We start from the raw sequence: 26401 nt of genomic DNA on the forward strand, positions 1-26401 counted from the left end.
GCTTTTTATAGCGCGCAAGGTAGGCAAGGTCCCACACAAATTAACTTTGGCAGGAGCCGATTTACTCGGCGAGCTTTTTAATAGCGCGCAAGGTAAGCGTATTCCCACATAAATTATCTTTGGTAGGAGCCGATTTACTCGGCGAGCTTTTTATAGCGAACAAGGTAAGCAAGTTCCCACACAAATTATCTTTGGTAGGAGCCGATTTACTCGGCAAACTTTTTAATAGCGTGCAAGGTAAACTTGCTCCCACACAAATTAGCTTTGGTAGGAGCCGATTTACTCGGCGAGCGTTTTATAGCGCGCAAGGTAAATTTGCTCCCGCAAATAAGCGCTGGGTATTACCCCTTTAAAATGGCTTGTAGCTGCGCAAGTGACTTTACGGTATAGGTTGGCTTGATATGATCAGGACAAACTTTACCTTCGTGTTGCAGCCAACAGCTATCAATTCCAAAGCGGTTTGCACCTAAAATGTCACTCGCAGGCGTGTCACCAACCATTAAGACCTTAGATTTGTCAGGGTTACCTAGTAACGCTAAGGTGTGTTCAAAAATACTAGGATCTGGTTTGGCCTTACCCACCAGCTCAGAGATCACCACTTCAGAGAAACGATCTACAAGACCTGTATGTTCTAAGCGTTTTTGCTGAAGTGCGGCAAAGCCGTTGGTAATGATAGCCAAAGTGCACTGACCTTTAAGACTGTCAAGCAAGGCGCGAGCACCTGGCAGTGGCTGGCAAATCTCTGCCATCGCCGCTAAAAAACCAGCATTGAGGGTTTCAGGTGTCACATTGAGCTTTGTTGCCCAGCGTTTAAAACGAGTAACTTGTAATGTTTTAGCGTCAATTTCACCATTTTGATATTTTACCCAAAGTGGTGCGTTGAGGCTGTTATATTCCTCATAGTCTGCATCACTAAACACAACATCATAATGTGCAAATAGTTTTTGCAACCCGAGTTTGGCATTAAAACTAAACAAGGTTTCATCGGCGTCAAATAGAATATGGCTGTAGTGCGACATTATGGGTACATCTCAGGGTGGTTAAACGGTGCCATGGCAAGCAATAACGCTTGAGTATAGCTACTTTCTCTGGTGGCGAGGTGATTGGTCAGCAGTCCAATCGCACCACCTTGTTGTTTTATATTAGTAGTGTTGAATAGGTCGTCCATCACATGCCCGAGCTCTTCACCTTGTTCAAGGCGTGCGTAGACCGATGCCGGTAGCGGCAGATTGCAGCTGCGACCAATACTAGTACGAGTGTTATCCGCGATGACAACAAAAGCGAATGTCGCTGCGCCATACTCAAATTTGGCCGCGCCTCCTTCCATTGCACAATAAAAATCAGCTTGGTGATGCTGTTTAAGGTAAGTAACTCGGTTTTCCGCGCCTTCTCGTGTGGCCTGCTCACCTAAAGGTTGGTCAGCAACAAGGCTGGGGGCTGATATGCCCTGACAATCGATTTTGGCGTTGGGAAAGTACAGTGTAAAGATAGCTTTTGCAGCGTTGATTTTGACTGGGTTTTTAGACCCTACTAAAACGGTAAGCACGTCCATATTACAACTACTCGTAATGCCCTAAAAGACGTCAGTGTAAAGTGTGATATGGCGTGATGCAAGGAAGCTATTATTTCTTATCAAAAGATAAGCCAGGTTAAATCGGTAAATCGACAGGTGCCATATTTTCGAGAGCACGTTTTTTTACTAGCAACTCTTTAATCAGCGGAGTTAACACCAATTCCATCGCTAACCCCATTTTCCCTCCCGGTACTACGAGGGTATTGACACGCGACATGAAGCTGCCTTCAATCATTTGTAAATAGTAGGGAAAATTGACATCTTCGATACCACGAAAGCGAATAACCACAAAGCTTTCGTCCAACGACGGGATGTCTTTAGCACTAAAAGGGTTTGAAGTATCTACAGTGGGTACGCGTTGGAAATTAATATGGGTGCGAGAAAATTGTGGGGTGATATGGTTAATGTAATCATCCATTGAGCGCACGATTGAAGTCATAACCGCTTCTTTGGAGTGGCCGCGCTCATTGGTGTCACGAATAAGCTTTTGGATCCATTCAAGGTTGATGATAGGCACCATACCAATTAATAAATCTACATTACTAGCGACATCATATTCCGGTGTTACAACGCCACCATGTAATCCTTCATAAAACAGCATATCGGTATTGTGCTCTAACTCTTGGTAAGGCGTGAAGGTGCCCGGTAGTTGGTTAAATGGCACTGCATCGTCAAATGTGTGAAGATAACGGCGTACTTTTCCGTTCCCCGTTTCACCATAGCTTTTAAATAGCTTTTCTAGTGCTCCAAAATCGTTCGCTTCCTCACCAAAATAGCTAATGTGTTTACCTTCTTGTAGCGCTTCGCGACGCAATTTATCCATTTCAGGGCGAGTGAAACGATGAAAGCTATCGCCTTCCACGTATGCGGCCTTGGTATTTAGACTGCGGAATATGTGCTTTATCGCGCTTGTCGTCGTTGTAGTCCCTGCGCCTGAGCTACCAGTAATAGCGATAATAGGGTGTTTGTCTGACATTATTTTGCCTTAGCTTTCATCACCAGTTAATTCGATGTTACGCGAAGCAAAGTTTTTGGCAAGCTTTGCTTGAAGGCGAGTGTTGGGTATCATAGAGCAGCGATATAACGACAACGAAAAATCAAAGGAACATCCATGCTCTCTTCTATGCGTGTGAAGCTCGCGGTTGGCTTATTTGCCTTGGCATCTTGTTTACCGGCTTATTCTTCTATGCCCAAAAGCCAAATTTGGCTAGCTGAATTAGCTGAGCACTTTAGCGCAAAGCCAATTACTGACAATTCAGCGTATTTTAATCAGCCACTGGTAACCGACTCTGGAGTCTACTATACGGCAGAGGTAAGTACTGATGGTAAGAGCCAAACAGATCTGTTTTTCTATGACTTTCAAAGTAAACACACAACGAACCTGACACAATCCCCGGTCTCTGAATATTCACCCACACTTCACCCAAGTGGCGCAGGGTTAACGGCGATCGTGGTCGAAGCATCAGGCAAACAAAAGTTATGGTTCTATCCGTTTGATGATGCGCAGAAGCCAAGTCGAGTTTTTGAGCATATTGAGCCTGTGGGGTATCACGCTTGGGGTGATAACCAAGACCTAATCATGTTTATTTTAGGTGCCACTGAAAGCGCTCCACATACCCTACAATACACTGATATAAACGGCCATCTGCCACAAATTTTAGCTGAAGATATTGGCCGGAGTTTATCTTACAACCGTGCTCGAGATGTGTTTGCTTTTACCTATCAAGTTAATGGCTTGATGTGGTTCGCAACCTACCACAGACAAAGCGACCATATTCAGCGATATTTTGCACTACCAAGTCAGGTTCAGGACTATACTTGGTTAGACGATAATAAAGTGGCCTATGCACTGGATAATAAAATCTTTTATCGTGATTTAAATTCCCCTAAAAAAGTACATTTATTCAGAAATCTAAGAAGTTACTGTAAGACCTCAATTTCTCGTCTAAGTTTTTTTAACAACAAGCTGGCATTTGTCTGCCACAGTGAAGACTGATCACAACAAATATAGGAATAGATATGACGATTCTCGTAACAGGTGGAGCAGGGTATATTGGCTCTCACACTGTATTGGAGCTGCTTCAGCAAGGAAAAAAGGTAGTAGTTGTTGATAATCTTAGTAATTCTCAGCAGACTTCATTAGATAGAGTTTCAGAGATAGTAGGAAAGGAAGCCGCATTCCATCAAGGTGATATTCTTGACAAGGCATTTCTCGATAGCGTGTTTGCGCAATATGAGATTGAGGAAGTGATCCACTTTGCAGGCTTAAAGGCGGTAGGCGAGTCGGTACAAAAGCCTATTGAGTATTATCAAAATAACGTGCAAGGGACGCTAACACTGCTTGATGCCATGCGTGATGCTAATGTCTTTAAGCTTGTTTTTAGCTCATCTGCCACGGTGTATGGCGACCCTGCGAGCCTTCCTATTCGTGAAGACTTCCCTGTTGGCGGTACCACTAACCCTTACGGTACATCAAAGCTAATGGTTGAAATGGTACTACAGGATGTCGCAAAGTCAGACCCTCGTTGGGCCTTTGCTATTCTGCGCTACTTTAACCCAGTAGGTGCGCATGAATCAGGATTAATTGGTGAAGATCCAAATGGTATTCCCAACAACTTACTCCCTTACATCTCACAAGTTGCAGTTGGTAAGCTGGCGAGCTTAGGTGTGTTCGGTAACGATTACGACACCATAGATGGTACAGGTGTGAGAGATTATATCCACGTGGTCGATCTCGCCATTGGTCACTTAAAAGCGCTTGAAAAAATTGCAGTAGCAGCAGGTACGCATATCTATAATTTGGGAACGGGCAATGGCTACTCGGTACTAGAGATGGTTACCGCGTTTGAAAAAGCAGCGGGCAAAGCCATCCCATACGAAATTAAACCGCGTCGCGATGGTGATATTGCTGCCTGTTACGCCGCGCCTGAAAAAGCCAAGTCTGAACTTGGTTGGCAAGCCGAGCGTGGGCTTGATGCAATGATGGAAGACACCTGGCGTTGGCAAAGCAATAATCCAAACGGGTATAAATAACCTAAACTTGGGATAACAACTTGTTCTCTAGCAGCTGTTATCCCTTACTACTGCGTTAAATTTGCTTGCAATAGAGCTGCTATTGACGCACAAATTTGCCTTGTATTAAGAAATAACTTCTGGCTAGAGTGAGAGCACAGCTTTTGCGTTTAGTTATTTTAGTTAATTTACTAACTTCTTACCCCAAGTTCAGGTTAAATAACCTAAACATCTGTCGCTTTTCTTTGCCTTTTAGATCAAAGGCGAAGCTTCGAACGTCATCGCTACATAAATCTTAGTTTCATAAAACTGTCATGCCGTTGTCACCAAAACTCGGTTAAATAATCTGGTATAGACCAGCTTAGAGGCAAGTTATGAACAACGATTATTTACTCCTGACGCCAGGGCCACTTAGTACCTCTCGCAGTGTGAAAGAAGCCATGTTGCAAGACTGGTGCACTTGGGATGATGACTACAATCAAGGTGTGGTGCAAGTTATTCGCAGGCAGCTTTGTGAAATTGCGGTTGCGGATCCACAGTATCGTAATGACTACAGTGCAACCTTAATGCAGGGCAGCGGAACAGCAAGTGTCGAAGCGGCTATTGGGACTTTTATTACTAAGTCTGGCACTTTACTGGTTATCAATAATGGTGCCTATGGCGCGCGTATGATTGAGATAGCCAACTATCTAAATATTAATGTAATAGCGCTCAACTTTGTTGAAACCGAATTGCCACAACTTGAGCAGATCTCACAAGCGCTTGAGCAATACCCTGAGATCACCCATGTGGCAATGGTACACTGCGAAACCACGACGGGGATGCTGAATCCGGCGAAGCGCGTAGCTGAGCTTGCGAAACATCACAACAAAGTCATGATCTTGGATGCCATGAGTAGTTTTGGTGGTATTGAGATGGATATGCATGAGTGGCAAATTGATATCCTCATTAGCTCAGCAAATAAGTGTATTCAAGGTGTCCCGGGTTTTGGCTTTGTTATCGCAAAAACGGCACTGCTGGTTGCCTCTGAAGGACAAGCTCGTTCACTCTCGTTGGATCTTCACGCTCAGTGGAAAGCCATGGAAAACCACCACGGTAAATGGCGTTTTACCTCGCCAACGCATGTTGTCAGAGCCTTTGCCAAAGCACTAGAAGAATTAACCCACGAGGGAGGCGTTGCTGCGCGATTTAAGCGTTACAGCGAAAATCAAAAGCAGCTCGTTAGCGGCATGAAAGCTCTTGGTTTTGAAGCTTTATTACCAGAAGTCATGCACTCACCTATTATCACTTCTTTCTATTCACCAAGTGATGAAGGTTATGAGTTTAAACGCTTTTATGAAGCATTGAAGCAAAAAGGATATGTAATTTACCCTGGTAAAGTATCAAACGCAGATTGCTTTCGAATTGGCAATATTGGCGAAGTGTATGCCGCAGATATTAGTGGACTACTCAAAGCTATCGCACAGGCAAAATACTGGTAAACCGTTAGGGCAGGAGACGCTTTACGCGGCGGTTGCTATTGCCGAAGCTAAGTGCTGGTTCGCCGCCAGCGTACGGCGTAGGAGGTCGACTGCGGTTGGCTTTTCTCATTTGTATTTACAATAACGTGTAAATGGCGGATTTATTCAATAATTTTCATGGCCGTGCCCTTACATTGATAATAAAAGGAGCGAAACCATGAGTAGAATAAGTCTTTATTTGAAAAACAAAATGATAGTGCCGGTTGCGTGGTTAGCGGTTGCTAGCCCAATTGCCCATGCTGAGTTTTTACTAGGTGCCACATTTGGTGAAAATAGTAAAACCTACTATGTTAAACAGCAAGATTCCTTCTTATATAAAGCCAAAGCGACATGGCAAGCGGAGCGCTTTGAACTCGATATAGCGAAGGGGCATCCATCGCAGTTAGGTAAACTATTGATTGTAGACGATACCGTCTCAGCTTTTGACCTATCTGGTGAACTGATTTGGCAGGATAACAAAAAAGATACTGACAAGTTATGCCTGCCAGAACTTTTTGGTGAATTTATCAAGGCGCACGCCGAGCAATTACTTAATGGGGAAAAGCTAAAATGCTTAGGGCCAGTTTTAAAGGCTAAAAAGCTGGCGCCATTTATGGTGTCATACAAAGGTGAAAAGGCAGGAAAACACCGCTTTCAAGTAGGGCCTGGCTCACTCGGAATGTGGCTGTTTATGGACAGCGTTGATATTTACTTTAACGAAAATCTAAACCGTATCGTGTCTTATGCAGGCGTTACTCCGGCACCAGAAGATAAACGCAAAAAAATGGCGTATTTGGAGTTTAAAGGGGCGCTCGATAAAGATAACCAAGTGGCGCTCATCCGTAACTCCCCGTTATGGTAATACAAAGGTTATGCGTAGCGCTGTTAATCAGTCTATGTTGATGTGGGTATATTGCTTCGGTGACATACCCGTCCACTTTTTAAAAATGCGGCTAAAGTGAGCTTGATCTGAAAACCCGCATACAAACCCTACCTCTGCAAAACTGGTGTTATTTGACAATAACATTTGACTTGCCCTTTGGACTCTGACTTGTTGTAGCAACACGGCAAAGTTGGTATTTTTCTCTTTTAATCGTCGCTGTAGGCTGCGTGTAGAAAGCGCCAACCACTTAGCTACTTTTATGATGTTGATGTCTAATAGGCCTAACTTTACCATGGCCGCTTTGGTTTGCTCCTTTATACAGCCACCCGTTGGTGCAAATGTGCTGTCTCTTTTTGTCTTTGTGGTTTTGTCAGGTAAAGACCAATGGATAAACCAGTATTGCCCTTGGCAAGGCGCCAATGGCGTTGACACCTTGAGGCTTGGATAACTAAAAATAGCCGTTTGCGCATGAGGGGTTGGGCTTAGTGAGACAGGTTTACCTGTAACTTGATGCAGTAAAGCACAAAGCACACCCAAAACTGCTAAGTCCTCGGCACATGAGGGTTGAACGCTGGTTCTTGAACGATGGCGGATCTTTACGTAAGTGTCAGTAAAGTCGCAGTCAATAAAATGATTACTGTGTATATACTTTTCCAGCCGTTGCCATTTATGTATCAAAGATGTTGGTGAGCTTTGATATAGCAATGCGTTGCCAGTGGGGGTATCAAGGAGTGTTTCAACACCAATGGCAATTTTTAGCAATGTTTCTAGGCCATATTGTGAGGCAACATAGGACACAAACTCTTTTTTCGTTTCAAGGGGGACAAGTGCATGATTAAAGCCGTTATCATTTGAACAGCACCCAGCTGTAAGCCGATCTAACCCTGTTTGTAGCAAGTTTAACATGGTGCTGCTGGCAAAAGCGGCACTGCGGGGCGCTATATGATTATTCATCTTTTCTCTTTTTGTCCAAAGCTTTGGCTATTTATTTGATATAGGTTGCGTGACGTTTTGTTTTAACTGCTGTTGTTGGAAAGTAATTGTTTTGGCTATCTTCTTTCCGACCCAAGGTATTTTGGGTAACCAGTTTGGTGCACGTGAGACAATAAGAACGACGGCCGTGAACCACAGTAACTTGCCCAAAAACACGGTTGCAACAATCAAATACCCAGATATTCCAGCCAGTAAACTCAATACAACCATGGTTCTTGGCGGCGTTGGAAGTAGCGACATCAAGGCTAACGCGTATAGCCCATATTCATTAATATAGTGTTTAAATGTTTGCCACTTTTCAAAGTTAGCGGAATCCTGAGAAGGGATGGCACTTTGTAAAAAGCTTTCTAATATTGTGGCGAGGAGAATGAGGATACTTGACCCGACTGCTGCCGCAATTGCAAACATCAGTGCGATGGTCAGTATTTTTTTGGGTTGTAGCCAAGCCAGTAGCATGACCGATGTTTGAGTTGGTAATGCCGGAACAAAGAAATCACCAATTGATAAACCAGAAAGCACCGCGATTGCTTTAGGCTTTTTGCCATTTTCTGAAATCCAATTTAGCACCCTTCGTGCTAATGTCACTTTAGTCGTCATGGTTTCTATCCTTATGCTTTTAGCATGATATTTTCGATGGTATTGGGAAATAACTTTCTCAGTAACATCACAGCGCGCATTTTTCCTACTTTGATCTCTGCTTGACCTTTCAAAGCGCCAGCAACGATTTCCTCTGCTGCTTGTTCTGGCGTGATTTTTCCTTTGCCTCGACCTCTGGTCATGTCGGTATCCACTAACGGAAGAATGGCTTCACAGACCTTGATTTGACTCTGATGTAATTTGATTTGTCCACGAAAAGACTTACAAAAAGCCCGTAGTCCAGCTTTATTTGCACAGTATATTGGTGAGCTTTGCTTTGGTGCGATTGCCAACCCTGAAGTAACGAATACCCAAGTGCCGTTGCTACGACGGATATTATCGAACAATAATCGGGTGAGCATGATGGGTGCGGTAAAATTAATCTGGGTTTCTTGCTCAACTGAAATGACTTCATTATTTGCTACAAATAAATCCCTAGGCTGCTGCACGCCTGCGTTATGAAACACCATATCCAGAGCTTTTCCCTCTAAAGCGTTAGCTAAGGAGGTAAGCTGTGCTTGCTCAGATAAGTCGCATACATACCAGCTTACGTTTGGTTGCTTTGTTTTTGCGTTGGCCACTGAAGTGGCGCTGCTTCCAGTTGCAATAACCTCATAGCCTTTTGACAAGCATAGTGTCACTAATGCCTCTCCAACGCCGCGCGTACCGCCAGTTATTAATACCGTTTTTGTCATTTATAATCCCCTAAAAAAACCAAAGTCGATTGCCTTATCAAATCTCGCCAGTCCGAGATACTCAACGTACTTACCCTTTATATTTCGATCTCTCGGTTCTAACAGACCATCAATTTTAATCAGTCGCTGAGAACCTTTTTCATAATGAAAGTCAGTTGAACCAAATAGCAGACGCCAAAACCACTTTTTTGGTGTGACACTGATAACTGTGCTGGAGTCTGTGTCTTTTTTATGAAGTGTTATCCCTGTATGTGCTTGTACTTTGAGTACGGTGTAATCTAAGTGAATACGCTTGCCTTGCATTAAATCCTGCCAATGTTTTGCAATTTCGAATGGCACGCTTAGCAATGTGCAAGGTGAATTTGCAAATATGAGCGGTTTCTTTTTTTCGCTATGCTTAGTCCGATAGCTACTCAATACGCTAGTGCCTTTAAATTGGTTGACTTCTAAGTGGCCTTTTTCTTGTAAATGGGGCTGGGACATTTGCGCGCTAACCAGCCCGTGTTGTTGACACCACACAACCTCCTCAACGGCTATTTCTTCATCACTTGCACTTTTCCAGCTACGACGAGCCTTAAAATGGCCGCCCGTTAGCGCATCAATTTGTAAGCTGTATGCAAACATGGTGCGTGAATTGAGATGTTTTTTATTACTTACCTGTGCTGTAGTGAGCCAAGTTTGTAGGGAGTTCATTTCTGTCATGCTTTTTCCTTTTCCAGTGCTATTTATTTACTGTAATTAAAGGAAGAGAGAACTTATTGAATATTCGCGCCAGAAATAAAAGGAGGGAAACCCTCCTATTATCAAGTTTTGTTATTATTTAAATAGTACTTACTCAGATCGACACCACACATACCTCCTCCAACTTGTGGTGGTAACTTTACTTTCTTCTCCAGTAACTGATTGGCATGTAGGCTTGGACTTAAGGTGACCATTGCGCTACCCGTTGCCATCAGTTTGATAATTTTTCGTCTTTGTTGATCCATTAGGGGGTTTCCTTCATCACTAAATTGCTGACAATTTCGGCGGATAAAACAGCGGCACCGGCATGATCGCCCGGCGGGTAGGCTGTATGCCCGCCACGGAATATATGCTGACTGCCGGTTTGGTTAGATGGTTTGTTGCCATGCCAAATAAATGGCATGACCTGCGGCCATTGATGAAACTCATCAAAAAAAGATTGCGCATCGAAAAAGTGATGCTCAACTATGCTATCAGAAAGCTTAGGTAGCATTTTGTCTATACACGCAAGTATATAGTCGAGTAGTTGTTGCTGTTTTGCTTCGTCGAGATGTGTAATGCCTCTTGGTTGATAAAAAAACACATTTATCGCTGTATATTTGTTATCCGATGTTGGGTTTGGGAAAAAGTGAAATGGAAACTGAGCGCACCATTGCCCTTTATCTAACCTGTCCATCGCGTTGCCACCATCCTTTGGGTAGTGCAAGTAGGTATGATAACGGCTGTCAAAAGTATGGTTTTTTGTTAATAGGCGTAGCTGGCATAGCATCATTCCCTGTTTTGTATCGGGCGGATAAGCTTTGCTATGAGGGCGCGTGTCAATAACCTTTGCAGCAGAGATAGTGCTAACTTTCTGCGCCGTGTTCATTGTCACTTCAATATGGGCACCTTTTTCTTTGACCTCAGTCACCTTGGTATTTTTGAGCAAGGTCACGCCATGATCCCAACATGCTGCTACAAGATCACTAACTAATTGATTAGGTCCACCAACCGGCACTCCTGGGTTGTTATAGCCATATTTATATTCAGTTTCATAGGCCAAATACTTCAAATTAAAGTCGGCTGGGGAGGTGCCCATTAGGTAAGCTGGGATCTCAACAATATCTTTTATCCGGCCAGGCTTTAAATAGGCGTTAGTAAAGTCTGAAATAGTGACCAGCGGCGGTGATGTGCGGCGGAACTGCCATATACCTTTAAGTAAGGCTGCAAACTGCTGTGGCGATTTCATCAGTTTGAGAAGAAACATAAAGTCGATTGGGGTGTCTATCGTCTCACCTTCATAAAAGACTCGGCTTTTTTTCTTTTCAAATTGTGTTTTCACCCCTAACCGTTTTAGGCTATTTATCATGCCATTACCAAAATCGTTGCATGCTATGGTGTAACTATGGCCATTGACATCATGCTGACCACATAAACCACCAAACCTATCTAACTGCTCAATGAGAAAAACGTGTTTATTTTGCTGTGCGAGTGTGAGTGCAGTGCAAAGACCAGAAAGTCCTGCCCCTATCACGATGATATCTGGATTACTCATATTAATTATTTCGCTCCTGCCATTGTGCTACTATCTTTTCACAGCTTCGAAGTGCCAGTGCATGAATAGTGAGAGTAGGGTTAACGGAACTACCGGTGACAAATAACGATGCACCTCCAATATATAAGTTATTGACACCATGTACTTTGCCAAAGGAATTAGTGACTGAAGTATGGGGATTATTTCCCATTCTCATGGTGCCCATTGGATGTGCTTCAAACTCAGGGGAAATATGTACATTTGACGCATCTGCGGCATAAAGCACGTCGCGAATGCGGTGTTGTGCTGCTTGAAGTGCCATTAAATCGTTGGGAAGGTAGTTGTAGGTCACTTTAGCTAGTGGCATGCCATACTGATCATACTCTCCCTCAACAAGCGTTATTCGATTATCTGGTGAGGGTAGCCCTTCAATGAAAGAAAGTAGCATTAAGCTGTTATTGTATTCTTTCATTATTGCCTTGAGCTCATGGCCGTTCACTTGCACTAAAGGATCAAGCGCGGCGACACCAGCACCTGAGCCATTAAGGCTCAGTAATGTATACCCTCCAGAATAGCCATTGTTGGTTCTATCTTCACAGAAATCCAAAGACATAATGTTTCCCATATTATGTCCAACAGACATCCTTAAATCTTGACTAGTTGTTCCCAGCCCAATCGTGCCGAGGTGGCAGAAAAAGTGGCGACCCACTTGATCGTATTGATTTCCAATACCAAAARGATGTGCATCATTTGTAGATGAAAGCAGTAACCTTGGTGTCTCAATGGGGTTATTGCAAACAATAACAAACCGTGCACTGGCTTGATGACGTTCTCCTGTTGTTAAGTCCAAGTAGTTGACCGTGGAAATACGTTTACCATTTTGAGTTGTTTCTAATCGTGTCACCAAGGATTCGGTTTTTAGAGTTACTAGCCCTGTGCGCAAGGCCGGCTCAATCAGCACTTTATCCGCTTGGTATTTAGCATCGACACGGCATCCTGCTCGGCAGTGTCCACAGTGCAGACAAGAGGAGCGATTTTGATAGCTGACTGAATTGGTTGCAATACGCCCTGGCGCCCAGTTCATACCTAAGCGCTCAAATGCCTGCTTAAATAGTGTTGAACTTCTATAAAGATCAATTGGAGGGTTTGGTGGGGGTGGTGCTTTGGGTAAATCCCACGCTGTGGTGCTCCCCGATACCCCCATTACACGCTCCGCTTCATCATAATGTCTGGCGAGTGCTTTGTATTCAATTGGCCAATCTGCTACAGACGAAGACTGCGGAATTCCCCAGTTTGAGGCAAACTTAAAGTCATGTTCAAAAAAACGCAGTGCAACCGCTGTCCAAGCTAATGTCCCACCGCCAACAGCTTGACCTAGGTTGGGAGTGGCTCTAAATGCTTTACCTTCAACTTTGTATTGGTTGTTGTCCCAAAGTAGCTTAAATATCGCCAATTCACTTTCAAAAAAATCTTGTTTGTGATTGCGATAATGCGGGCCTTTTTCAATTGCTAAAATGCGCAGGCCAGCAGCGGCAAGTTTGGAAATGTAGACTGCACCAGCAGCCCCTGCGCCAACGACAATTGCATCATAATCAAATTCCATTTCGCTCTCCTTGTGACGTATATCCACCGGTATCAATAGAAGGGCCAGGCATGTTTATTGAAGCAGCCCCCTCAGGATGACCATAATAATTAAGTACACACATCACGCGAAATGGCACCCAAAAGCTGGAAAATTCTTCCTTCCAGCTAATCTCATTCACCAACATCAGTGCTTGTGCTTGAGAGACACCAGCGCAATGAATATTGAATAGCTGAAAACAAAATTGGTCTACGGCATCAAGTGATTCTCTAAAGCTTGATTTTTTAAACTCTGGCCAATATTCGTAAACTAAGGCTATCATCTCGGCGACTGGTAATTCCTTTGCCCCAACAGTATCTGATGTAGGGATCACGCCGACACAAAGGGCCTCAATGACTGAAATGTGTTTTTGATTCAGTTTCATGCGCTTGCCCTTGTTGTTCTTAACACCGCAATATCTTTATATCCGGTTTGAATATACTGATTTCTGGCTTTTGTTCTTTGGATCTTGCCAGAAGTAGTAACAGGAACCGCTTTGGTCGGAACCGCTATCATTTCATCTACTTTTAATGTGCTATGTGCAGCGATATGGGCAAATATTTGTTGATGAAGCCGCTCATGTAGGTGGACATGCTTTTCTTTTGATTCATACATCAATACCGTTTTTACGCTGTTGTTCATCGGTACAAAAAAGCATGCTACACGGCGAATAGGTAGCTCAGTAAGTTGTCGTACAAGCGCTTCGATATCATAGGGAAAAATATTTTCTCCACGAAGACATATCATTTCATCTTGACGGCCAGAGATAACTACCTGATTTGAAATAATGGCAGCAATATCTTTTGTAAATACATAACCTTTGGGATCGGTGATTGAGAGTTTCTTTCCATCAACATAAGCATGTTTTGCTATGCTATCTCCACGTAGCCACAACTCCCCAAACCCCTGCTTATCTTTATTTCTAATTTCTATTTCTAGACCATTTATAGGTTGTCCGTTGAGTATGACTTTTCTTTGATTTAGCAATACGGTTTCATATGGTGTATTGGGGCGTGAGACACTCACGCCTACCGTCGCTTCAGCAAGCCCATAAGAGGGCGATAGTGCCGTTGCGGCCAATCCGTAAGGAGATAGCACTTGGTACAAGTTTTCCATCGCTTGCACTGAAATGGGTTCGGCACCAATTGACCACCATTGCACTGAGGAAAGATCTAAATCCAACGCTGCTTGTTTTTGTACTACAGCTTTGTGTATATGCTCTAAGGCAAAGTTCGGCATGCACATAGAGGTTGCTTGGTGTTGAGCTACAAGCTGTAAAAACTTGATTGGCCGCTTTATAAAAGCCATGGGCAAGGTAATGATAAGATCATAACCTTGTAATAAGCACAGCATGAAATTACAAATTAATCCGTAGTCATGGTACAGCGGCAGCCAAGTTAGAAAGGTTGGTTGCTTGTTAGTCTGAGTCGCGCTGGCTAATGCTGCTGTATTTTCGACAATATTTCGATAGTTGATCACTATGCCTTTTGGCGCCGATGTGGAGCCGGAAGTGTATTGTATAAATGCTTCATCACTGTCAGCAAAAGAAGGTAATGTGATCGGTGAACTATCGGTCTCAAGGCAATCTGAAAATCCAGCAATATTAATAAATGTGATGTTTGCTGTCGTTAATTTATCAACGTCCCCTTGGCGACAAATAAAGTGCTCATGATGAGCTAGCATAGGCTCTACCCGAGCTGCAAATTGATTATCACCTGCGAGAGTTGCTGACGGTGGCATTGGCACCGGCACCGCGCCAATTTGTAATAGCGCAAACCAAGCAATAACAAACTCCTTGGTATTTTCTGCACAGAGCAACACCCGTGTTTTTTGTTTTATACCTAATGCGCTTAACATCGGAATGAATGTTCTGGCTTGTTGTGCAATTTCAAAATAAGTCAAAAACTCTTTGGTTTTCAAATCACTTTGATAAAAGTAGATCCCAGCCTGAGTTTCATTTAAGGCGGCAAGAAAAACTTCACGTGTTGGGGTTGAGCTTGCGAGCTGATAACTTAAGCGCATACGGATGACTCCTTCTCAATAAATAACGACAGCTTTTCGACAGTGCTAATAGACTGAAAGTCGACATCAGGAAGTGACAGGTCAAATGAATCTTCAAGGTCGGAAAGTAGCTGCATTATTTTTAAAGAATCCAGCCCTAAATCTTCAACTAATCTGCTTTGTGTGTGTACTTTGTTTTTGGTATATTTTTGTTCAAGAACAGCTAAAACTAATGTCTTAATCATCATGGTTATTCCTTTGAAGTTATTGGTTTATTTCTTGATATAAGCGAGTAAATTCGGCTATGGCTTTGTCAATATCAGCGGCTTCGTGGTTGGCCATCAGGCTAATACGAAATCCAGCTTCTTCAGGTGGAACTGCTGGTGGCATAATAGGGTTGACGTACACACCGCGTTTTAACAGGATGTTGTAGGCGGCAAATGCCAAGGTTCCATGCCCAAGGATCAGGTGAATAATGGGAACGTTTTCACTGCCTTGTACATTGAAACCAATGTGCTTTAATTTTTGAGATAGATATTGTGTTAACTCTTTTAATTTTTCTCTTCGCCGTGGCTCTTCTTTAAAGATGTTAATGCTCGCCAATACGGTTGCGCAGATACTAGCGGGTAAGCTTGCGGAGAAAATATGGCCGCTTCCGTGGTGCTTGATGTAGTCAATTACCTTTTTATCCCCAGAAACAAAGCCTCCTAACGCCCCAAACGATTTAGAAAATGTCCCCATGATTAAGTCGACGTCACTATCTAATCCTGAGGCAACTGCTAACCCCTCGCCATAAACGCCGACAACGCCCATCGCATGAGACTCATCCAGAAAAAGGCGGCTATTAAAGGTTTTTTTGATTGTTACTAGCGCATCAAGATCGGCTGTGGTGCCTTCCATGCTGAATACGGTATCGCTAACGATAAGCGATGGCCTATTTTGATTTCTTTGTAAAATTCGAGTGAGCTGTTGGTAGTCCTTGTGTGCATATACCTTGATTTGCGCCCCTGAAAGTTTAACTGCATCATATAAACTGCGATGATTTCTCTCATCCATCAACACCAAAGTATCTTTGTCTGCTATCGCAGAGAGTGCGCTGAGGTTAGTTTGGTAGCCGGTACTACAAAGCAAAGCAGCTTGCTTATTTGTCAGGTTTGCTAATGACTTCTCTAGTTTTGTATGTAAATCAAGCGTGCCATTGAGTAAGGGGGAGCCAGAACAACCTGTGCCATAGTGCTGGGTCGCAGTGGTTGCAGCTTCAATTAAGCGAGGATCAGTATTAAGACCTAAATATGAATTAGTGCCAAGTAATATAATGTCTTCATTTTTTTCATTCTTTATAGTGGAATATTGTCCACTATAAAACTCAGGGTAAAAGCCATAAAGACCGGCAAGTTTGAGTTGTAGATTATCGCTGTATTGCTTAGCTTTATGAAGTACATCTGTATGTGTAACACCATTAAGCAGTTGATGAATATAATCACGCCAGTATTGTTCATCTACTTCACTCTCGTTGCCCGCTTGATCTGTAAAGCTTAACTTCTCAGCGTGGTGAATATTATCCGTGAGGGTTCTTGCTAGGGCTTCAGATAACTCTGGATCATTTTTGTGTTTAATAAAAAATGCCTTTGGCTCGAGTGTCGCGCTTAGAAATAACTTAGGCGTATAATTGGTTATACCAAGTTCCAGACGTGCTTTTTTCAGCTCGATCATGCGCTTTATACTCAGCAGCGACGCCGCCCGGTATAAATTAGCTGCTTTATAATGTTCGAAGTTATAATCAACACCCCAATCAAGCATGATATAGTCATCATCGCCGATTAAGTTATACATAAAGGCGATTAATTTACCTTGATAGGTTAAGGTGATCACTTCACTGTTTTCTGGGCAGTTTAGCTGGGTCTGTAGAAAAAAATCAGCGGTTAGCTGCTCTCTACTGTAGTCTTTCGAGTTTTTATTTACGTTTTGCCACAGCCGCTCCATTTCCTTGCTTAGGTGTTTGAAGTCTTTGGTTACCTCAACTTTGATGCCAAACTTCTCTTCTAGCTTTAAAGCCGATCTCATTTTGTTTCTTGTTTTACTATTTTGAAAATCAAGGTACGCATCAAAAGTTGACCATTGATTATACAGTACGGCATTTGTAAAGCCTGAGCAGGGCAAGTAGCCGTATGGTTTGAGCAGTGTGGCGAGGTATTCTATTTGTGAGGTGGGAATATCTCTAATTAAAAAAAAGTCGTTATGACATTCTCTGCCGAGTACTTCCATGGATTCTATGGTTTTGATAAGAAACGCCTCAGCGCTGCATGGCGATTCAGCATTTGAGGTGCTCTCAAATCCATCCCCTATCATAGTAAATAAACCAAGCTCAAATACCTTGAAATCCATAAACTTGGGGAACCAAGTTTTGATAGGGGTGATTATCTCGCTAAGACTCTGATCTGTGGTTGCAAAGTCAAAATCAACGACATAGCAATTAGCTCTAGCTGAGGCATCATGACTTTGATGATGGATATAAAAGTGAGCAAGGTTATTGAGTTTAGACTGTTCGACAATGTTTAAAAACTTGTGATCTAACCCTGTCGATTTTCCTGCAGAATCCCACTTTTGTTCCTCTATTTCCGATAAGGATCGGTACACCGTTGTGACTATTTCTTGTTGTTTATTTTCCATTGTTGTTCCTTGGAGTTGCGGTCAATTAAGGAACAACTTTGTACGTATACTATTTTGTTTTTGGGTTTGTTTTTTTAATTGAATTAATTTTGATGGCTTTATGTTGCTGGTTTGTTTTATTTTTGTTTTTTAATTGTTTTTTTGCGCTGGTGTCGCCCGGGTTTTACTCCTATTTTTTATTTGATTTGGCTGGTGTGGGTACAAATATTATATAAAAAAGATAATAAGCTTTTACTTAGAATTTTTACTCTAGATTCAGCCTTGTTGCTAACAAGTAATTAGGAAGATTAAAAAGTCTGATTGAAATAATTTAAAACTAAAAATTAACAATAGTAATTTTTAGTTTTTTCTGATATTGATTTTTGGGGACAAAACAGTCCTGTTGTTCGGCGCTAATTCGAAAGGAAGAATATATCTATGTTCTGACCTTTTGAAAGTTGCCTCTTCAACGAGCATCTCGATGGCGTTATAGAGCCAGTATTCGGTGGAATAAATATATGATGTTTAATGGGAAAGATTGCGTTGTTAAAGTTGATCTAAGGGGTTAGACCCCCTCAAAGATCATTCATTTCGATGGCCTCATGATATCGATATTCAATGTAATGATAGTGTCTATCGTGTGATTAATGTGCAAAGGCTGCGGCGTTAGACGCCCTCGACGATCATTTCTATGGCGTCATGAAGCCAATATTCAATATTGTAATCCACCAAGACTTGTTCGGCGTCATAGCGGGCGCGCAGTACCTTTAAGCAAGGAGCACCGTTGTTCTTTTCTAGTTTGTCGGCAACATCATCGGGTAGTACTGTGACGCTTATTACGCACTGTTCAAAGCTGACGTCAACGTGGTAGTGAGTTGACATCACTTCCGTAATAGAACCATCCAGTGGTTGGTTGTGTAAGTCGGCAAAACGTTCGGCTGCACAATAGATCTGTTCCATCATTATTGCACGACCATCTAACGCGCGTACTCGAGTTAGTTCATACACCGGCTGGCCGTCAAAATGAGAGTGGCTAAACTCAGGCTCTATGGAAGGGGCATTAATTGCCACTACTTGAGTTGTTGGTGCAAAGCCTTGTTCAATGGCAAGGTGGTTAAAGTTTACTTTTTTAGCGGGGTGCCATTTGAGCTTTTCCGGCGTGACAAACCAGCCGCGACGCTTTTGGCTAAAGATAAGTCCTTCGGCTTCTAGTCGTGCTAGGGCTTCACGGACGGTGATCCGTGTTGAGCTAAATGTTTCTTGCAGCGCGCGCTCTGAAGGTAATTTGGCACCGGGCGTCATGCTGCCAGCGGCGAGCAGCGCTTGGATATGGTTTCGAATACGTTGATAAAGCAGCATAATTGAGTCGAGAAAACCTTTTGTGACAAGCTTACTATCGTTTTATGACAGGATAAATATTTAAAATTTGAGACTTGTAAACTCAGATTGGCCTAACTCGCCAAATAGGCTTCTATTTGGCTAAACCAATAACTGCTAGGCAAAACGGTTAAATTTGGATCTTTTCCTAAATCATCAAAACGACGCAGCGCGATAATGGCGTCCAATTCAGGTAGCTTGGAGAATGCCGCAAGTTCTACGCTGCTCATCTTTGCGCCTTGTCTTGTTAGTGTTAATTGGCTGGCAGGAGAGAGCATTTGGTAATACTTCTCATCCATACTGACCAGATAGCGTTTCGCATCTACGTGTTTGCGCACCAGTATTGTCACTGCTCGGTCAAAGCCAAGCTGAGTTAAATGATCTGCCCCTAAATCGCCATGATTGCTATATCCTTGTGGGGTAAAGTCCGGGTTATGCTGAGATTGAGCAACAAAATGGCCAATATCATGCAAAAATGCAGCGATTTGGGTCGCTTGATCATAACCACTTTCTTTCGCGAGGGTGGCGCATTGCTCAGCATGATAAATTTGGCTGCATGCCTCGTCATAGGTGGCATGACCATATTGCTCAAATAGCTGTTTTATTTGTGCAATGGCATTCACTTTATATACTCCTGCTTCACGTTCGGGTCTAATTTTGCTGCGCTGCCACTGAGCTTGCTTAGCCAAACATCGAGTTTATGCGGTGGCATGTTGTTATCCTCAGCGCTTTCTTTACGGCGAATAGCATTTCTCACCATTAAGGCGCCCGCGGTGCGAAATGGCTCGACGGGAAACTGTTTAAGCGTTTGGTTGACCAAGGCGCAGTGACGCCAGTCGTTATGTTGATTAAGCAGAATACTCGCTAAGATTTGCCCACCTAAATAGGATTGCACCACGCCGTTGCCTGAGTAACCACTGCCATAAAACACATTAGCTTGACCATTTAAATGACCAAAGAAAGGCATGCCAGAGACACTTCTATCAGAGGGGCCGGTCCAGGTTCTGTCTATCTCGAGCTGGTGATGTGCAAAGAAATGGCTAAATGAGCGTTCAAGAATCGCTTGATAGCGGCTAGCACGGTGAAAGGTGTCTGTCACTTGGTTATTGAAACTAAAATAATTCCCGCCTTTGCCGAGCATTAATCGACCGCTTGAGGTGGTGCGGTAGTAATTCACAAAAATGCGCGTATCAATCACCGGAGCACCGTGGTTCAGCCTCATTGCTGCAAGCTTTTCAGGCGCAGGTGTGGTGATCGCCATATCGCTCGAAACTAACACCACACTGCGAGAAAACTGCGGCAATAGGCTTGGCAGCCAAGCGTTAACCGCAAACACCAGCTGATTGGCTCTGATCTCGCCTTTGTCTGTGGTGATGGTGAGTGTGTCTTGGCCTTGGTGCTTTAGATAGTGGGTGTGTTCAAATACCTTGACCCCAAGGGTTTTTGCCACCTTCATCAGTCCACGCGCAAGCTTGGCGGGTTGAACACTACCCCCGTGGGGGGAGTAAATTCCTGCAAGGTTGGCATTAGATCCGGTTGCTTGTAACTGCGATTTACTTTGTGTTTTCCACGCATTAAGCTGGTGTTGCTCGAGTAGGGTGGTAATGGGGCCAAAGGCATTGCGCTGGCTGAGATTTGAAGCCGTATAGTAAGTACCATCAACGCGGCAATCACATTCAATCCCGTGTTTGCTGGTAAAGGCTTTAATGTCATGAACGGCCTGCTCCGACTGGCGCACCAAAAAGCAGGCTTGTTCTAGGCCAAACTCTTTAATTAAGCTGGCAAACTTAGTCGACCATGTCAGCATAGCTCCGCCATTACGACCCGAAGCGCCTTGCCCGCAGAGATCCTTTTCAATAATGGCGATATTCAGCTCAGGTTTTTGCTTTTTCAGTGTTATGGCTGTCCAAAGGCCAGTAAAGCCGCCACCTATGATACAAACTTGGGTATCCAACGCGCCATGAGGTGGCGCGCTTGCTGCGGCTTCAATATCGGCTTGAGTGATTGCTTCGTCAAACCAAAAAGGCTGAAAACGCATTACGGGCGCTCTCCACGTGCAATTCGAGCAGAAATATCCACCAAGACCATTTCGATGTCGGCTAGTGAATCAATCACATAATGCGCACCGGCTTCGCCGAGTTGCTGATAAGCACTAAGGGAACGTGCACTTTGCTCTTCGTGGCTGAGCGCAGCCCATTCTTCTTCGCTAAGCCCCACCGCATTACCTGTTAAAGCAAGTCCTACGGTCCACATGCCGGCATTTAATCCCTCGCTTATTCCCGGCGCGGAGTCATCGACTTTTACGCACCCAGACACGCGGTTAATGCCAAGTCGTTGTATGTTTTCTAACGCCATCCAGGGGCCTGGGCGAGAGCCAGCTGCACATTCATCACTGGCAACCACACAATCTGGCTGATAACCATAATCGGCAGCGGCAGGCACTAGTACGTCCATCACAGGCTTGGGATACCCAGAACAACTGCCAATCTTAATGCCTTGTTGTTGTAATCGTTTGATCACCGCAAGCACGCCCGGAATTGGGGCAGCTCGGTCGGCGACTTTTGCCTGTTGGAGCGGCATAAAGGTTTGATAAATATGGTCAACATCAGCCGTACTCGGTGCCTGACCAAATTGCGTTATCCAGCGGGTGCGAACGCTCTCCATTTGTAGCAAAGTATTAATGTGATCCCACTTGCCCATTCCCATCGGACCGCGTGCTTCAGCCAAGGAAATATCAAATTGATACGCCTGCTTAAATGCTTCAACAAAAATGCTGGTGGGGGCAATCGAACCATAGTCGACCACAGTACCTGCCCAATCCAAAATTAACGCTTCAATGTGTTTCATGTTGCTAAGACTCCTAGCTAGGAAATATGTGATGAAAGTGCCGTGGCGCGTAGTTGCGTTGACGACTTACGTGGTCGCTTTAATTTCACGGCAAAATAAATAATTGAACTCACTACGAGGGCGCTTGCGATAAACGCTACCCAATAGCAAGCCATGGTAAAAAAGTGCAGCCAGCTGAGCTCAGGTGTGGCAAAAGTTTTATAGAGCAAAATGCCCACTGAGCCGATGTAGCCCGCCGAATCCGCCAGATAAATCAAAAACCCAGCGTTCGCAGTCGAGCCAACTGCTGAGATCATGCGGTCAAACATAAAGCAGTTATAGGGGATATAACTGATGTAAAGACCAGCCCCCAGCAGCACCATCCACGTTTTAGGATCGAGACTTTGGGTTTGGTATAAATACGTACTGCCAGCCAGCAGTGTAGCCCCGAGTAAGACAAAGCCATGGTTGGTAAAAAATGCGATGCGGTTATTTTTAATTAACACCAATGCGGCAAGCGCAATGAGTACGATAAAGGCGATGCGGATCCCGGCATAAGCAAAAATCGCGGGTTCTTGCCCATACCCTAAGGCTTGCCAAATCTCGGCTGAGAAGTTATCTCTAAAGTCACGAAAGCCGGTAAAGAGTAAAAAGCTAAGCACCAGTACGGTTATTCCAAACCAATACTGTTTAAAAAACGCCATCCGGGCTTTGCCATCCATTGGCGCGCGCTTTTGTCGTAATTGTTCATCCTCTTGTGTCGGTTCAGGAATACTATTAAGACAAGCAACGCTAAGTACAAGCAGCGGTAGAAAAATCGCTCCGGTTGCCGCTGGCATCCACAGTTCAGGCACATTGAGTTCACTCACCAGCCATTTACCCACAGTTCTGACCAATCCAGAGGCAAGAATAAAAGTTACGCTGAGTACCGCACCTAAGATTTCGGTGGTTTTACGACCTTCTAAAAAGCTAAAAACCAAACCCCAAATCATGCCAAGGGAGAGGCCATTGGCAAACAGCCAAACCAGATTCCAGCCCGTAGGAGTGATGGCAAATAGCACCAGTGCGAGCTCGGCGGCTAAAATCATGGCCAAAATCGCACGGCCGCGATAATGATGCTGCATTTCAGCAATCACTTTAACGCCGATAAATTTCGCGCATAGGTAGCCAAATACTTGCGAAAGGATCAGAGCAATTTTAAAGCTAACAACCCAGCTCGGGTCATCAAAGGCTTCATAGGTATTGACCGAAAATGGCTTACGAAAGGCGTACATACAAAAGTAAGTCATAAACGCACTGGTCGCGGCAAATAGCACAAAGCCGATACCTTGGGCGTCCTTTAACCAGCGCGGGCGGGTGTTAAATAGGGTGATCTGCAACATCATAGGATCCTCGGTAATTCGAGGGCAATCCTTTGTGGATTGCCCGTCAACCGGTGTATACCAATCGGCTTAATCAAGTGAATTGGTATTAAAATTGGTAGTTAATGCCGACCATGCCGCGGATACCATAGTATTCCACCTGTAATGGGCGACCTTCCTCACCTTGGTAGTACTGCAATGCTTCATTGGTGAGGTTACTTAGCTCTAGGTAAACTAACGTTTGTTCGTTAAGTTGGTATGACGTTGTAAAGTCGACGCTGGTATTGGCGCCATAGTAGCTATCCGATTGGCTATCGCCGCCGTGCTCTTCGATATAGGCACCTTTATGATTAAGTGCTATTCGAGCCGCAAAGCGGGTGTCGTCGTAATACAGCGTAAAGTTGTAAAGCTCATTGGCCTGACGTGGAATGGCCACCTTTTCTGTGCGCTCTGGGATCTGCATTTCAGAATCCATAAAGGTCGCATTGGTCATTACCCCAAAGTTGCTCAACCTGTCAGAAATAAAACCAAGGTCGCGGTTAAACGCCAGTTCAATGCCCGCAAGCCAAGCGCTATCGCCGTTTTCAGGACGGATGATGGTCACGCCTTGCTTGTTGTTGTAATTGCCAACGCTGGTGGCTTGGAAGATTGGGTCTTGGATATCTTTGTAGAATACCCCCGCAGAGACCAAGCCAACGCGGTCAAAATAATGTTCCACCATCAAGTCGAGGTTATTTGAGTAGGTAGGGTCGAGCGCTGGATTGCCTGAGTTAAGCTGGTTGTCCTGCTCAAGGTAAGTTGCCCCTGGTGTTAATGAGCCAAAGTCAGGACGGGCAAAGGTGCGAGTGAGTGCTATGCGATAATTGGTATCGTCATTAGCACGATAGGTAACATGTAGTGCAGGTAAAATTGACCAATAATCATTGCTGTTGGTGGTATCAACAACTTTGTCTTCGTCGGCTAAGTAGGTGTAGCCAGACACTTTGGTATCGGTGCGGGTAACGCGTAAGCCACCTAATACTTCCCAGTTGTCGCTGGCGTGGTAAGTTGCCATACCGTAGAGCGAGGTGTGGGTTTCTTCAACATCAAAGTTTCTGCCCAGCGCTCCACCGTTGCTGATGAGTGCTGATTCACCCGCATCTAGCTTGAACTTATAGCGATTTTGCGTCCAAAACTGAGCAAGAGCATCGGTGGAAGCTACTTGTGACAGCTGCGTGCGATAATCAAACTTGGCTTCGCTTAGGTAATCGCTGCGACCGGGTTGATCGCTTAAGGCAAAGTCTGCAAGCGTTGGCGCTACGCCATATTGTTCGCTGTCCCACGCGTAAAACTCGTCGGCAAAGTCAGCTTTACGGACTTTATCGCGGTATTTTGCCCCAAACTTAACGGCTAGCTGGTTATTGTATTGCCAGTCAAAGTCGGCATTTGCCACAAGTCTGTCTTTTTCGTTGACGTAGACCTTGTATAGCTCAACCCAAGACAATTCCATTTTGCTTGGATCGATTGCAAAGCCCGGGGGGAAGTGATTACTTATGGCGTTCCAAGGGTCACTGCCGCCGTCTACTTGGTTGTAGGCATAATTTTTACCGGTATCGCGGTCTTCAAGTCCAACATATCCCACATTTTTTTGATCAAAACGGGCGACAAAATAGCTGTTGTCTTCACTGTTGGGTTTGTCGCCATAGCGGAACTCATTTTCGTAGGTCGCTAGTTGCCAAGAGAGCGTCTTATCAAAGCCAAAGTCATGTTCACCTGCAATTTCAAAGCCCTGCATTTCGGTGATGAGTTCGTTGCGAATATGCTGTAGCTCAGCACGGTCTTTATCAAAACGCAGCCTGTGCTTATAGTGAGTTTCATTGTCAATCAGTGTGCCATATAGCGCGCTGGCGCTGAGCGTGCCGCTTTCAAGTTGATATTCCAGCGAGCCATTTAAGCCGTAAGTTTCACGGGTTCCGGTATAATCACGCAGCTCTAAACGGTAAATGCCTAAGCCATCGTTACCTCGGCGCGGCTCATAGTTATCGGTTGCCCAATCACGCTGCCACGCTGTGGCGTTAATGATAAAACCTAGCTTGTCGTCGAGTAGACGGTCGCCATACACCACATTGGCAGAATAATTTGTACCATCGGCCAGTTCGTTTTGGCCCACAGCAAAGTTGGTTTTGAGGATAAAATCATCAGCGCCTTTTTTGGTCACGAAATTAACATTACCGCCAATCGCATCACCTTCCATGTCGGGAGTGATAGCTTTAGACACTTCCACAAACTCAATCAATTCGCTTGGAAAAAAGTCGAACGCAGTGGCGCGGCTGGTGGTTTCTTCTTCTGCGGTTGGAAGACGGTTACCGTTGATGCTGGCCGAGCTCCATTGTGACGGTAAACCACGCACTGCAACAAACCGGCCTTCACCTTGGTCACGCTCTATCGACACACCTGGAATACGTTGCACCGCTTCTGCGGCATTTCTATCTGGTAACTTACCAATGCCATCGGCAGAAATGATACTTTTGATATTACTGGCATTTTTTTGGTTATTTGCTGCGGCCATTGCGCCACGGAAGATTTGCCCAACCGTGACCACTTCTTCCATCGTTTGTTGTTGGTTTAATAAGATTGGAGACAAGGTAGTAACTTTACCATCAATCACCTCAACCTGAAGTTCAGTTTCCTGATAACCCATATATTTCACCACTAGGGTGTAGCGACCTGCTTCCAGTTTTGGCAGTTCAAAGCGACCACGATAATCAGATACAGTGGAAACATCTTGGCCTTTGACCGAGATAACAGCGCCAGACAGATTACTTTGTGGGTCTTTTACCACACCAACGAGTTTACCTGTCGCAGCATATAAGCTGGGACTGGTGGTGAGTAACACGGCAGCTGCGATTTGGGTGAGTTTTTTCATTGCTCTTTTCTCAAAAGTTTGGGTTAAATTTTCTGGTCTAGTCCAGCTTGTTGCAAATAGAGTAATGACGGTTTTTTACAGTCCGATGACATAAAGATTAAAAATTAACTAGCGCC

24 protein-coding genes are annotated in these 26401 nt (G+C 44.2%); 4 read left to right on the forward strand and 20 right to left on the reverse strand.

Annotated elements, in window-relative coordinates; translation table 11 throughout:
* Positions 1-341: 341 nt before the first annotated feature.
* From yjjG to EAG18_RS03590, 3 genes are all read right to left on the reverse strand, one after another.
* Positions 342-1019 carry a pyrimidine 5'-nucleotidase gene (gene yjjG, locus EAG18_RS03580; RefSeq protein ID WP_125251033.1) on the reverse strand — a complete coding sequence of 226 codons (678 nt, stop codon included), beginning with the start codon at positions 1017-1019 and terminating at the stop codon, positions 342-344.
* Entirely contained in the window at positions 1019-1552 is a 534-nt protein-coding gene (gene yjjX / locus EAG18_RS03585; RefSeq protein ID WP_125251034.1) for an inosine/xanthosine triphosphatase, read from the reverse strand. Before yjjX ends, yjjG begins: the two co-directional genes overlap by 1 nt.
* A gap of 97 nt (positions 1553-1649) precedes the next feature.
* Positions 1650-2549 (reverse strand): phosphoribulokinase, encoded by a 900-nt coding sequence (locus tag EAG18_RS03590; protein ID WP_125251035.1) that lies wholly within the window; start codon positions 2547-2549, stop codon positions 1650-1652.
* A gap of 135 nt (positions 2550-2684) precedes the next feature.
* Here EAG18_RS03590 and EAG18_RS03595 point away from each other — a divergent pair, with 135 nt between their 5' ends.
* The 4 genes from EAG18_RS03595 to EAG18_RS03610 all read left to right on the forward strand — a co-directional run bounded on the left by EAG18_RS03595 (position 2685) and on the right by EAG18_RS03610 (position 6946).
* On the forward strand, positions 2685-3569 hold the full coding sequence (locus EAG18_RS03595; protein ID WP_125251036.1) for a hypothetical protein: 885 nt from the start codon (positions 2685-2687) through the stop codon (positions 3567-3569).
* 23 nt (positions 3570-3592) lie between these two features.
* Entirely contained in the window at positions 3593-4606 is a 1014-nt protein-coding gene (galE, locus tag EAG18_RS03600) for a UDP-glucose 4-epimerase GalE (protein ID WP_125251037.1), read from the forward strand.
* A gap of 353 nt (positions 4607-4959) precedes the next feature.
* Positions 4960-6066, forward strand: coding sequence for a 2-aminoethylphosphonate--pyruvate transaminase (phnW, locus tag EAG18_RS03605; RefSeq protein ID WP_125251038.1), 1107 nt, complete (start codon positions 4960-4962; stop codon positions 6064-6066).
* Positions 6067-6262: 196 nt separating this feature from the next.
* Positions 6263-6946 carry a hypothetical protein gene (locus tag EAG18_RS03610; RefSeq protein WP_125251039.1) on the forward strand — a complete coding sequence of 228 codons (684 nt, stop codon included), beginning with the start codon at positions 6263-6265 and terminating at the stop codon, positions 6944-6946.
* A 27-nt stretch (positions 6947-6973) separates the two neighbouring features.
* Here EAG18_RS03610 and EAG18_RS03615 read toward each other — a convergent pair whose 3' ends face one another.
* The 17 genes from EAG18_RS03615 to EAG18_RS03695 all read right to left on the reverse strand — a co-directional run bounded on the left by EAG18_RS03615 (position 6974) and on the right by EAG18_RS03695 (position 26285).
* Positions 6974-7921, reverse strand: a complete 948-nt coding sequence (locus EAG18_RS03615) for a helix-turn-helix transcriptional regulator (RefSeq protein WP_125251040.1) — start codon at positions 7919-7921, stop codon at positions 6974-6976.
* Positions 7922-7948: 27 nt separating this feature from the next.
* Positions 7949-8557 (reverse strand): VTT domain-containing protein, encoded by a 609-nt coding sequence (locus EAG18_RS03620; protein ID WP_125251041.1) that lies wholly within the window; start codon positions 8555-8557, stop codon positions 7949-7951.
* Positions 8558-8568: 11 nt separating this feature from the next.
* A complete protein-coding gene (locus EAG18_RS03625; RefSeq protein WP_125251042.1) occupies positions 8569-9291 on the reverse strand; it encodes an SDR family NAD(P)-dependent oxidoreductase in 723 nt (240 codons plus the stop codon).
* Positions 9292-9993 carry a hypothetical protein gene (locus EAG18_RS03630; RefSeq protein ID WP_125251043.1) on the reverse strand — a complete coding sequence of 234 codons (702 nt, stop codon included), beginning with the start codon at positions 9991-9993 and terminating at the stop codon, positions 9292-9294.
* Positions 9994-10094: 101 nt separating this feature from the next.
* Positions 10095-10277: a hypothetical protein gene (locus EAG18_RS03635; protein WP_125251044.1), complete on the reverse strand. Its 183-nt coding sequence runs from the start codon at positions 10275-10277 to the stop codon at positions 10095-10097.
* On the reverse strand, positions 10277-11566 hold the full coding sequence (locus EAG18_RS03640) for an FAD-dependent oxidoreductase (RefSeq protein ID WP_125251045.1): 1290 nt from the start codon (positions 11564-11566) through the stop codon (positions 10277-10279). Before EAG18_RS03640 ends, EAG18_RS03635 begins: the two co-directional genes overlap by 1 nt.
* 1 nt (position 11567) lies before the next feature.
* Positions 11568-13148 carry a GMC family oxidoreductase gene (locus EAG18_RS03645; RefSeq protein WP_125251046.1) on the reverse strand — a complete coding sequence of 527 codons (1581 nt, stop codon included), beginning with the start codon at positions 13146-13148 and terminating at the stop codon, positions 11568-11570.
* The gene (locus tag EAG18_RS03650; RefSeq protein ID WP_125251047.1) at positions 13138-13551 is read right to left on the reverse strand and encodes a gluconate 2-dehydrogenase subunit 3 family protein; all 414 of its coding nucleotides are present in this window, start codon (positions 13549-13551) and stop codon (positions 13138-13140) included. The genes EAG18_RS03645 and EAG18_RS03650 overlap by 11 nt, the downstream gene beginning before the upstream one ends.
* Positions 13548-15188, reverse strand: a complete 1641-nt coding sequence (locus EAG18_RS03655) for an AMP-binding protein (RefSeq protein ID WP_125251048.1) — start codon at positions 15186-15188, stop codon at positions 13548-13550. The genes EAG18_RS03650 and EAG18_RS03655 overlap by 4 nt, the downstream gene beginning before the upstream one ends.
* On the reverse strand, positions 15179-15415 hold the full coding sequence (locus EAG18_RS03660) for a phosphopantetheine-binding protein (RefSeq protein ID WP_125251049.1): 237 nt from the start codon (positions 15413-15415) through the stop codon (positions 15179-15181). The genes EAG18_RS03655 and EAG18_RS03660 overlap by 10 nt, the downstream gene beginning before the upstream one ends.
* Before the next feature lie 16 nt (positions 15416-15431).
* Positions 15432-17837 (reverse strand): aminotransferase class I/II-fold pyridoxal phosphate-dependent enzyme, encoded by a 2406-nt coding sequence (locus EAG18_RS03665; RefSeq protein WP_125251050.1) that lies wholly within the window; start codon positions 17835-17837, stop codon positions 15432-15434.
* A 645-nt stretch (positions 17838-18482) separates the two neighbouring features.
* Positions 18483-19175 carry a UTRA domain-containing protein gene (locus EAG18_RS03670; protein ID WP_125251051.1) on the reverse strand — a complete coding sequence of 231 codons (693 nt, stop codon included), beginning with the start codon at positions 19173-19175 and terminating at the stop codon, positions 18483-18485.
* 92 nt (positions 19176-19267) lie between these two features.
* Positions 19268-19816, reverse strand: coding sequence for an HD domain-containing protein (locus tag EAG18_RS03675; RefSeq protein WP_125251103.1), 549 nt, complete (start codon positions 19814-19816; stop codon positions 19268-19270).
* A complete protein-coding gene (locus EAG18_RS03680; RefSeq protein WP_125251052.1) occupies positions 19813-21231 on the reverse strand; it encodes an FAD-dependent oxidoreductase in 1419 nt (472 codons plus the stop codon). Before EAG18_RS03680 ends, EAG18_RS03675 begins: the two co-directional genes overlap by 4 nt.
* The gene (gene phnX / locus EAG18_RS03685) at positions 21231-22040 is read right to left on the reverse strand and encodes a phosphonoacetaldehyde hydrolase (RefSeq protein WP_125251053.1); all 810 of its coding nucleotides are present in this window, start codon (positions 22038-22040) and stop codon (positions 21231-21233) included. Before phnX ends, EAG18_RS03680 begins: the two co-directional genes overlap by 1 nt.
* A gap of 17 nt (positions 22041-22057) precedes the next feature.
* Complete coding sequence (locus EAG18_RS03690; protein WP_275557222.1) at positions 22058-23404, reverse strand: DUF5690 family protein; 1347 nt, start codon at positions 23402-23404, stop codon at positions 22058-22060.
* Between the two features lie 85 nt (positions 23405-23489).
* Positions 23490-26285: a TonB-dependent receptor gene (locus EAG18_RS03695; RefSeq protein ID WP_125251054.1), complete on the reverse strand. Its 2796-nt coding sequence runs from the start codon at positions 26283-26285 to the stop codon at positions 23490-23492.
* Positions 26286-26401: the final 116 nt, after the last annotated feature.

The sequence above is a fragment of the Pseudoalteromonas sp. J010 genome (assembly GCF_003934235.1).
In the GTDB taxonomy this organism is placed as follows: Bacteria; Pseudomonadota; Gammaproteobacteria; order Enterobacterales; family Alteromonadaceae; genus Pseudoalteromonas; species Pseudoalteromonas peptidolytica.